The sequence below is a fragment of the Rhizobium sp. 01N447_2 genome (assembly GCF_056399245.1).
This window is the reverse complement of the sequence record NZ_JBFTQY010000124.1, coordinates 1-10353: the sequence shown is the minus strand read 5'-3', so window position 1 is coordinate 10353 and position 10353 is coordinate 1. Positions and strand designations below refer to the sequence as shown.

Here is a 10353-nt window from a genome sequence, read left to right as displayed (position 1 = left end):
GAGCGGAACTGCGCATGCTCAGGCAAGGGTCACTGCAACCCATCGGAACGGCCTAGTCGAAAGCTACCGAGCCTATATCGGTGAGGCTGACCTGTTTAACTCAAGCGGCACAAGGCTGACGCAGGCGTGGCAGATCATTCGGCAAGACCGAGCAAATTTCCATCAGTACGGTGTACGCGACCGCGATGACGAGACGGACTCGTTCTTTGCAGATCCGGTCAACCGCCAAGCGCTTGAACAGATGCTTCGCAACGGCACAATGACGAGGGACGCCGCCAACATGATCGTTCGCGGGAACGTCTGGATTGACGTGGACATTTACGGCGGCCAGGGCGCTGGCCGCTGGATCGACGTTTCAGTATCCGATTGATCTTTACCGGCAGGGGACCCCACTCGATGAAACATCTTTTCGCAGCGGCTCTTTCCGCCCTTGTGATTTCCACGGTATCGACAGCCTTTGCTCAGTCGATGTCCGGCGTATCAGTTGGTGGCGATCGACAGCAACTTGATAGCATAGGCAGACAAGATCATAGGACCGAACATCGACCGTCTCTCCCGAGGATTGGGGAAGAGCGGTAGTAAACAGCTTGACCTGTGTCACCGCATCGACAGGATCTGGCTTCGGCGGTCCTTGCCGTCCAGGCGGAAGCCAATGTCCTTGAAGTGAAAATAGCCATGGATCAGGAGGTCGCGATAGCCGATGTTTCGCCCGCGAACCCTGTCGTCGCCTCGTCCTTCTTATGATCCTTGTTCTCGTCGCTTGCGTTCCGGTATGCAGCGTTTCCCTAGATGTCGTCTGCCCATACCGCCGCTCTGACAAATGTGTTGCGGTCGACATCCTTGGGCTGATGGTCCGGACTGYCCGGGATAGCCGCGACCCATTGCGGATAGCCCAGATTCAATCGGACGAGCCTGTTGGCTTCAGCGCGAGCCGCGGGCGTGAGCTGTTCGTAGGCGAGGGCGGCAACCTTCATGTGCCCTTCGTCATACCAGGCGAGGGCCGTGCCGCACACCACAACATGGCGGCCGAAAAACAAGCGAGACGCGAGGTCATTTGCAGATCTCCTCAATGATTGTCAGCAGCCGTTTTCCACGTGGAGCCGTTTCCTGAAGGCTCGGTGACGCTCCACGGCCGCTCCACTCTGGTCTAAGGCCAAGCCCTCTCCTAATCTCGCGAACTAGGCCCTCGAAGTTTTCGCCCTTAGGAGTCGCCGCTTATTATCGAATGTGATCCATATATTCGATCCAAAAAATGGCTCGATCAGTCCATTCCAATTCTCTCTTGATCGTCTACCGGGCGATGACCGGTCTCCCTTGCCCAAATTGTCCGCAGGTGGCCGCATCGCCTTTTGTTCTTATCGCAATGAGAGTCAACAGATCTTACGGAATTCCAACAACTGCCGACCAGGCTGCCCGCGCTACCAATCCGCACCAATATCGACTATACTTTCGTCGACTGAATATCTTGGCTTGTTCGTCGTCGCTCCTTCAGGAGAAGGGGCGCGTCGAAAAGTGAGTTTGCAGCAATTCGCCGGATCTCATCATCCCACCCGCTATGTGCCGTGGGTCAGCGAGGGGTGCTCGGATGAAACCGAAACGACGTCCCTTCCTCAAGCTTGCAGTCGCGCTGGCGATGAGCTTTCCTGCCATCGCCGCCGCGCAGCAGACGTCGGCCAAGACGCCACGAATCGGCCTCCTTGCCTGGTGGCCCTGCGACATACCGGGCTATGTGGGTGGGTCCGGTGAGTTTGGAGTGTTTATAACTGGCCTTGGCGAACTCGGGTACGAATTGGGCAAGACCATCAGCTTCGAGTGCCGAAGCGCCGGCAAGCACAACAATGGCTTGGCCGCGGCGGCGACAGAACTGGTGCGGCTCCCCGTCGACATGATCGTCACGATGTCGCATCCGGCGGGTCAGGCTGCCCACGAGGCGACCAATACAATTCCGATCGTGTCGATCCTAAGTGGTGATCCGATGGCGACTGGGTTCGTTGGTAGCCTTGCAAAACCGGGCGGAAATGCCACGGGCATCAGCTACTACGCCACGGAACTCGCCGCCAAACGCCTGGAGCTTTTGATGGAAGCCATACCGGGGCTCACCACAGTCGGCGTGCTGGCGAACCCGGTGGTCTCCGATCTGAATTTCGAACGGGACACCAAGAATGCGGCCGATCGGCTCGGCATTGCTGTGAGCATCCAGCACGTCGGCGAGCCGGACGATCTCGATGCTGCAGTCGACCGGATGGAAGCCGCGGGCGCGCAGGCCCTTTTCGTGCTGCCCGACATGATGCTGGCAGACCAGTCTAAGCGAATTGCCGCCTTGGCGATCGAGCATCGTCTGCCGACTATGGCCTGGGGTCCATGGTATGTCGCAGACGGCTGCCTGATGGCCTATTCGGCGAGATACGACGAGATGCAACATCGGCTCGCCTTTTATGTCGATCGTATATTGAAAGGCACTAAACCAGGCGACCTGCCGATCGAGCAGCCGACGACGTTCGACTTGTCAATCAATTTGAAAACAGCGAATGCCCTCGGGATCGAGCTGCCGCAGAGCGTTTTGCTGATGGCTGAAGAAGTCATCGAGTGAGGATGGTGTGTGGCGTTCGCTCCCGCTACAAGCCGCTCCGATGCGCCGATCGCTGTTCCGGAAGTACTTCCTGGCCTTGTTCGCCGTGGTCATTGTCCCCGTAACTGCCAGCGGCATCAGCGACGCGTGGTTCGGCTATCGCGACCAGCGTGCCATGCTCAGCGCTCTATTGCGGGTGGAGACCAAATCGGCGGCCGGCAAAATCCAGAGCTTTCTCGACGGCATCAAGGATCAACTGGGTTGGACGGTGCAGCAGTCCTGGGCCCAGGAGGAGGGACAGCATCGGCTCGATGCATTGCGGGTGATGCGACGAGTTCCAGCGATCGTCAGCATCACCCTTGTTGACGATGTCGGCATCGAACGGCTGTATGTCTCCCGCATCGACTTGAACAGGAGGGAAGGCGGATCGGATCGCTCCGGCGATCCTGCTGTGGTGGGAGTTCGTTCGAATGGTACATGGTATGGGCCAGTCACCTTTCACGATGGCTCCGAACCGTTCATGACCATGGCCACGGCTGGAAACCGCAAGGCAGGTGGCATCGTCGTCGCGGAGATCAACCTGAAGCTTGTCTGGACAGTCGTTTCGGAAATTCGCGTCGGTAGTAGTGGCCGGGCGTTTGTTCTCGATCAGACCGGCCGCCTCATCGCCCATCCCGACATCAGCAAGGTGTTGCAGGGTACTGACAAGAACACAGCGACGGCCCTCACCAGATTGCGGGACGAGATCGCCTCCACAGGCGGAGAGGCGACCACGGCCCGCAACGCCGAGAATGAACCGGTCGTGACTGCCATGGCAGCAATCCCAGGCGTCGGTTGGACGGTGTTCGTCGAGCAGGCACAAGCAGAGGCTTTCGCACCGCTGTATGCTTCATTGTGGCGGACGGTTGGCCTGCTGCTCGCCGCCACCATCTTCGCATCGGCGCTTGCTTTCTGGCTTGCCAGGCGCATGACCGGACCAATCCGCCTGCTGGAGGAAGGCACCGAAAAAATCGGTGCTGGACAGTTTGAGCACCGGATAGACATCGCCACCGGCGACGAACTCGAACGGCTGGCGGTCCGGTTCAATGAAATGGCGCAAGAACTCGCCATATCTCGAGATCGTTCAGAGCGGATCGCGCGGCTGAAGCGTTTTCTCGCACCTCAGGTCGCGGAACTCGTCGAAAAGTCCGGCGACGAGAGCGTTCTCGCCGGCCAGCGCGCGGAAGTCGTCGCTGTATTCTGCGATTTACGTGGCTTCACCGCGTTTTCGGCGCACGCCGAACCCGAGGAGATCATGCACGTCTTGGGCGAGTACTATAAGGCGCTCGGCGCGATCATTACACGCTACGAGGCCACGCTGACCAACTTCGCGGCAGACGGTTTGATGGTGCTCGTCAACGCCCCGGTGCCGTGCACAGACCCGGCGCTTCGTGCGGTTAAGATGGCGATCGACATGCAGGATGACGTTCAGCGTCTGATCGCCGAGTGGCGACTGCACGGCCACGCGATCGGCTTCGGCATTGGACTGGCGATGGGATGGGCGACAGTCGGCCGAATTGGTTACGAAGCCCGTGTTGACTACACCGCGATCGGACATGTCGTGAACTTGGCATCACGACTCTGTTCGTCCGCCGATGATCGGCAAATCCTCGTCGATCACGCTGTAGCGCAATCCGTGCGTGGAGAAATTTTATTGGTCGCTCTCGGCCCGCGGCAGCTCAAAGGTTTCGACGAGCAAATACCTGCTTGGAAGGTCGGAACGAGAAGCGGAAGATCAAATGGCGTGCATGAACCGATTGAGGGGTTGAACGGGTAGGGGACCTCAAAACGGCAGTTTCCGTCAGCGGAGGATAGCGAGCCGTTTGTCAATCGTGCCGCGTAATTTGACAGCGAGAAATGGTGCAGTCGGTCCAGAAAATGGTTCCATCAGTCCAAAAAATGGATCTCCCTGATTGGCCCCGACGCCGCCTTCGACTGACCGGAACTTGCCAGCACGCCCTGCGTTGTCACGCGACGAAGAGGAATGCCAGTGTCCGTTCCATTCGAACCCATAGTCCCGCCGCCAGTGCCCCCGCTCGATAATCCACCACCTGAGCCCGAGCCCATACCCGGCGAGGAACCGCTCCCCGATCTCGGACCGGACGAGGGCGCCGTCGGACGTCTACGACGCGATCATCGAGGAGATCGGCAATCTCCGAGCTGCTTATGAGCGCGATCCAGATCCTGCCGAAGATCATCCGGAAGCAGAGTCTGATGAGCCATCGAACGACTGGCCGGGAGCTTCGCGCTGATAGGCAGGAAATAAAAAAGGCCGGGGCGAAACCGCACCGACCTTTCCAACATCGCTCTTCACACCAGTGCCAGTACATCCGTGGTCAAAAGCAGATAAGCGACTTCGGCAGTCGCGAACGCTCTCTTGGAGCACTCACCAGCAACGCCGATGGGCTGAAGATAGTCGAGCACAGTGTCCGGCCTGCCATACGAAGCGGCCCGGAGATTATTGCTGTAGAACGGCTGACCCCCCGCAATCGGCATCCTTAGCGAAGCAACCCGTCGCGTCCGAACTCCTCCCAGCCCGCCAATTTCGCGCGAGGAGCCTCGTCGGGTTCGGCGACGGCATTCGCCTTGACGGTACAACGAACGCGTCAGCTTCACCTCATATGCCGCCCGCCGTCGGGTCTCGGCGGCCGCCGCCGCATCCTCCTCGCGCCATTCTTTCGACGACGCCCCGATCGAGCAGGTCTTCCACCACGCGCGGGTCGAAGACATGGAAGGTGATCTTTCGCGCGCGACCGCGCAGTTTCACCGTTCGCGTGCCAGCACTCGGCAGGCGGCCGTCCTTCAGCCAGCGATGACGCTCGCTCGTCTTGATCGAAAGGATATCCTGGATCTCGCGCGGGATTACCGGCGGGGTTTCGATGTCCTCCGGTGCCTTGACGACGACGGCCGACGCGGCATGGAATTCGGCCTTCGAACCGGCCGGCATCGACAGCGTGAGTTCTCCTCTATCGATATCGAGCGACTTCTTCGAAGCGACCGGGAGTCGTGCACGTAGTTCGAGCAGAATTCCCTTCGCGCGGATCGAAGATCCCAGGGTCGCTGCTGGTGGCAGCACCCACGTCTTGACCAGCTCGACATCGTTCTTTTCGTGTTTCGGCATGGCGCCTGGATGGGATCCCCTGCGTTCCACATCAATAATCACGATATTCGCAGGATCAGCCAGCCGCGACCGATCCCTTTTCGCTGCTCACCCGAGTTCCTGGGCAAGCCCGATGAGAAGACCTTCGGGTCCGCGGATGTAGCAGAGCTTGTAGGCGTCCTCGTACCGGACGACATCGCCGACAAGCTGAGCGCCGCGCGTGCGCAGCCTCTCAAGAGTCTCTTCAACGTCGTCGACTGTGAACATGGCTCGCAGATAACCAAGGGCGTTCACCGGGGCGTTCCCATGATACGCGACGACATCCGGCCTGAGGAAGCGCGAAAGCTCCAGCCGGCTGTGTCCGTCCGGCGTGCGCATCATGGCGATCTCGACGTGCTGATCGCCAAGACCAGTGACACGACCAGCCCATTCGCCCTCGATCGTCGCGCGGCCCTCGAGTTCGAGGCCTAACTCCTGAAAAAAGTCTATCGCCACTCCGAGGTCTTTGACGACGATCCCGATGTTGTCCATACGCTTAAGCGCCATGCTCTCCATCCTCCGGTTTTCGTTCTGATTTGCTTCTAGGACGTGGATGGGCCATCGGTCGCGACATCGCTATCGAAATCTTTAGGCAAAATTTGCGAGTGGTGTCACACCCGCTTCCAGTTCAAGATCCTTACGCAGAGCTGGCAGCAGAGCACCATGCAACGTCGCGAGCTCGCTCGATCGTGCCTATCATTCCATTCGCAAAAGCCCAGCGTGCCTTGCTGATTAAACTCCGTGCATGGATCGTTCAGGGGAGATCAGGACGCAATTGATCAGCCCGGTGGTTCCGGCTCGCCATTGCCGTTTCGAACCAAAGCGCCAAATCGGTCAAGTGGCGAGCTCCCTGCGGACTTTTCATCCGAAGCTCAGCCAAGAGGAACGCAGCATGGATGCAAACACCGGGCTCATCGGGGATAAGGTTGCCGCAGAACGTAGCCAGGAGGAGGCAGCCGTCGTTCCGCGCGCGATAGAGAACCACGGCGTCATCGGCGATTTGGCAACGATCGCGCTTGTCGCTACCGATGGCACGCTCGACTTTCTGTGTTGGCCCGATTTCGACAGTCCGACAATTTTTGCCGCGCTGCTCGACCCGGAACGTGGTGGCATGTTTCAGATCGCTCCGGAGCTTTCCGACGCTCGCGTGACGCAGCAGTATCTTCCGGATACGAACGTCCTCCTGACACGTTGGATGGGCGACAAGGCAAGCGGCGAACTTACTGATTTCATGTACGTGAAAAACAGCCGTAGCGACGGCTCGAGCATGGTCGTACGGCGCTTTCGTGCGACACGCGGGAGTTTGAAGGTGCGTATGTCGTGCACTCCTCGGTTCGAATATGCGACGAGACAGCTCTCCGCGGAGTTGGAAGAGGGCGCTGTAATCTGGCGGCAGGCGAACGGCGAGGTTCTGCGGCTTTTGGCTAATGTGCCACTCGCCGAGATCGATGGCACTGTTGTCGCAGAGATTACCCTCCAAGCTGGAGAAGGCATCGATTTCATTCTCGACGACGGTGACGCGGCAGAAGCGACTCCGGAGGAAATGGAAGATCAGACGGTCGCCTTCTGGCAGAACTGGGCGCGACAGTCGACCTATCGCGGACGCTGGCGCGAAATGGTCAATCGCTCTGCACTGGCATTGAAGCTCATGACCTCGCGCAAGCACGGGTCGATCGTCGCCGCCGCGACATTTGGCTTGCCGGAAACCCCCGGTGGCAGCCGTAACTGGGACTACCGCGCCACCTGGATACGCGACGCCTCCTTCACAGTGTATGCGTTGATGAGGCTTGGCTATCGCGACGAGGCGATGGCATTCAACGACTGGATCGGAGAGCGCGCGTCGGCATGTGACGCCGGCGGACGACTGAAGGTCATGTATGCGATCGACGGAGGCGAAGTAGCCGACGAGATTAGCCTCGAACATCTGCGCGGCTACGGCGGCGCGACGCCTGTCCGCGTGGGTAACAGGGCTGCTGAACAGTTCCAGCTCGACATCTACGGCGAGCTTCTCGACTCCATCTATCTGAGCAATAAATACGGCCACGCAATCTCGCACGATCACTGGGAAGGAGTGCGAAAGGTTGTGGAATTTGTCTGCGACCACTGGGAGGATCCTGACGCCGGGATTTGGGAGATGCGCCGCGAGCCGCAGGAGTTCCTCCATTCCAGGCTCATGTGCTGGGTGGCGGTCGATCGGGGAATACGTCTCGCGACCAAGCGATCCCTCGCGGCGCCTTTTTCCAAGTGGCACGACGTCAGGAACGACATTTACGAGGACATTTGGAAAAACTTCTGGAATGAGGAGAAGCGGCACTTTGTGCAGACAAAGGGAGGCGACACGCTCGACGCCTCGCTCCTGCTCATGCCGCTGGTGAGGTTTGTCAGTGCCACGGACCCGAGGTGGCTGTCGACGTTGACGGCGATCGGCGACCAACTAGCGGACGACGGTGTCGTGCACCGATATCGAAGTAACGACGGCCTTGACGGGGAGRAGGGCGCCTTCTCAGCCTGCTCATTCTGGTATGCAGAGTGTCTCGCACGAGCGGGGGACACCAAGAAGGCTCGCAGGGTCTTCGAGTCGGTTCTGAACTATGCCAACCATCTCGGACTATATGCCGAGGAGTTTGATACCAAGGCGCAGCTCGCTGGCAATTTCCCGCAAGCCTTTACGCATCTCGCTCTCATCAGCGCAGCGTTCTATCTGGATCGTGAGCTCGACGATCGCAATAGCCAGGAATGGCGGCCCTAGAGCCGAGAACACCGCTCCGTATCCGAGTGGGGGGCCGCCTTCCGATGGTACCAACTCAACAGGAGGAACTTCCCGATGAGAAACACCAGCCGAGGCCGCGCACAAGATCGAGCCCGTGTCGCAGGAGGATAGGATCCCGAGGTCCGGTACGAGGCGGACAAGAGCGGGGCTCGAAGTCGAAGGTCAAGGAGACCGTCAAAAAAGTCGGCAACAGCCGCAAGAAGGTCGAAGCTAGCTTGGAAAAGTAGAGACAGTTCACATTCCAGGAACTCGTTGCTGATGAAAGGCGGGACCGAAACTCCCGAAATCGATAATCCGCGACCGTCGAGCTAGGGAAGCCGTCTGCCGCGCTCGACCATTCGTCCAAACTTCAACAGCAGGCGCTCAAGGTCCGGCTCCTCTACACGGCGGGCGGCCTCAATCGGCGTCAGCCACACGGAATCTCGCTCTGCCATTTCTGGAAAGCGCTTTCGGCTACGGCGGACCTCCAGTAGGAAGACGGCAACGACTGGTCTTGCTCCACTTCCGTCCTGCATTAGCTTGTCATAGATGAACGTAAGCGGTGTTTTCTTCGCACGTTGACCAAGCGCGGTGGGCCGTTCCGAAAGCTACCGCTGCACCCATTGACGGCAACAAAGCGCCAATTGCAGACGCGGCAAAAGCCAGTAATCTCACGCAGGGAACGGATCAACGGAAGTTCGTTATGGATGAGGAAGTCTCAGACCGCGTAATTGAGCAACGGTGGCGGAATCGGATGATCGAGGCCATCGGTGTTCTCGCTCGGGGGAACGAAGGGCTCATTGAAGTCAATTACAATGAATTCTTCTTGACGTTCTATGACCTATGGGATGATGGGCGTTTGATTGTGTGGCCGAATAGCGCGTTCACGGAAGAGGAAGAAGATGCGATCAATGCACTAGGGCGGATGCTGGATGACATCATGGAGGAAACGCTGCACTTCCAAAGCGAGGCGGAATACATCGAGTCAGGATGCGCTGAGCGGATCAAACCAGTGGCGCAAGAAGCTCTGAAGTTGTTTTTGACGCGGGGCCGATTTAGCGAGGATTACGAAGAGCTAACTCCAGCTCTCGATCCATCCCAAGCATAAACCGGACATTGGTCGTCTGCGGAACGGCATAACATGCCATATTATGTTGGGCGCAACTTTAGCAGCGTAACCGAGAGGTTCAGTCATGATCCAAGTCTACCGCGATAAAGCTTATAATTCTTGTTTTTGTGCAGCCGTGAGGCAATAATAGCTACCTTCGGCAGCGTCGATCAATTTGAAACCTTCTTTGGCGGAGGAGCGAAATTCGGCCTACCTTCCAATCCTGGGTATCTGGCGGTGTGGGGTAGCCGTAATTCATCGCGGCTTCGTCGCCTTCTTCGGGAGACGCTGGGACCTATCGAAATCGTTGACTCAGAACCACCTGCGAGAATGACTACCTCTGGCGTAAACGGTCACAGGCTATCACGCCCAGAGCGTGAATCTATGATCCAAAGGCTCCGGAAATGATGTCCGGTTTGGGCCGACAGCAGTAAGCGCTGCTTCCTTCGCACCTTGACCACTCGGCGCTGTTCCGTTTCCAAGAACCGCCGCCGGGATGGAGATGCCAATACGCGGGATGCGGACGTTGACAGCGTCACAGGCTCCACTCAGATTTCACTGTAATGGTCGAAACTTTTGCAGGTGAGTGGCGAGGAATGGTCGATAATTCGGAACTTTGGAGAGGAATCGATCCAAGGGAACGCGCCCTTTTGATGCACCTTGTGCGAGGCGAATTTCAGGATTTTGCCGACCTCCTTGACGATCTTCTTCTTTACCACGTCTTTTGAAATGCCTCCCTTCTTCGTAAG

8 protein-coding genes and 1 pseudogene are annotated in these 10353 nt (G+C 58.4%); 5 read left to right on the top strand and 4 right to left on the bottom strand.

Annotated elements, in window-relative coordinates; translation table 11 throughout:
• On the top strand, positions 1-370 hold a 370-nt coding region (locus tag AC1ECN_RS37345; protein ID WP_477955885.1), incomplete at its 5' end, for a hypothetical protein.
• Between the two features lie 415 nt (positions 371-785).
• On the opposite strand, the gene AC1ECN_RS37340 is transcribed toward AC1ECN_RS37345, so the two are convergent.
• A complete protein-coding gene (locus tag AC1ECN_RS37340) occupies positions 786-974 on the bottom strand; it encodes a hypothetical protein (RefSeq protein WP_477955883.1) in 189 nt (62 codons plus the stop codon).
• A gap of 611 nt (positions 975-1585) precedes the next feature.
• On the opposite strand from AC1ECN_RS37340, the gene AC1ECN_RS37335 reads away from it, so the two are divergent.
• Both AC1ECN_RS37335 and AC1ECN_RS37330 read left to right on the top strand, forming a co-directional pair.
• The gene (locus AC1ECN_RS37335) at positions 1586-2590 is read left to right on the top strand and encodes an ABC transporter substrate-binding protein (protein WP_130673806.1); all 1005 of its coding nucleotides are present in this window, start codon (positions 1586-1588) and stop codon (positions 2588-2590) included.
• 40 nt (positions 2591-2630) lie between these two features.
• Positions 2631-4385: an adenylate/guanylate cyclase domain-containing protein gene (locus AC1ECN_RS37330; RefSeq protein ID WP_204329877.1), complete on the top strand. Its 1755-nt coding sequence runs from the start codon at positions 2631-2633 to the stop codon at positions 4383-4385.
• A gap of 721 nt (positions 4386-5106) precedes the next feature.
• On the opposite strand, the pseudogene AC1ECN_RS37325 reads toward AC1ECN_RS37330, so the two are convergent.
• A pseudogene (locus tag AC1ECN_RS37325) lies at positions 5107-5729 on the bottom strand (hypothetical protein).
• Between the two features lie 87 nt (positions 5730-5816).
• Entirely contained in the window at positions 5817-6254 is a 438-nt protein-coding gene (locus AC1ECN_RS37320; RefSeq protein ID WP_024323541.1) for a VOC family protein, read from the bottom strand.
• A 385-nt stretch (positions 6255-6639) separates the two neighbouring features.
• Between AC1ECN_RS37320 and AC1ECN_RS37315 the strand changes: the two genes are divergently transcribed.
• On the top strand, positions 6640-8496 hold the full coding sequence (locus tag AC1ECN_RS37315) for a glycoside hydrolase family 15 protein (protein ID WP_477955881.1): 1857 nt from the start codon (positions 6640-6642) through the stop codon (positions 8494-8496).
• Between the two features lie 703 nt (positions 8497-9199).
• Positions 9200-9604, top strand: a complete 405-nt coding sequence (locus AC1ECN_RS37310; RefSeq protein WP_130657909.1) for a hypothetical protein — start codon at positions 9200-9202, stop codon at positions 9602-9604.
• 548 nt (positions 9605-10152) lie between these two features.
• Here the strand turns inward: AC1ECN_RS37310 and AC1ECN_RS37305 are convergent.
• The coding region (locus tag AC1ECN_RS37305) for a hypothetical protein (protein WP_477955879.1) at positions 10153-10353 on the bottom strand (201 nt) is incomplete at its 5' end.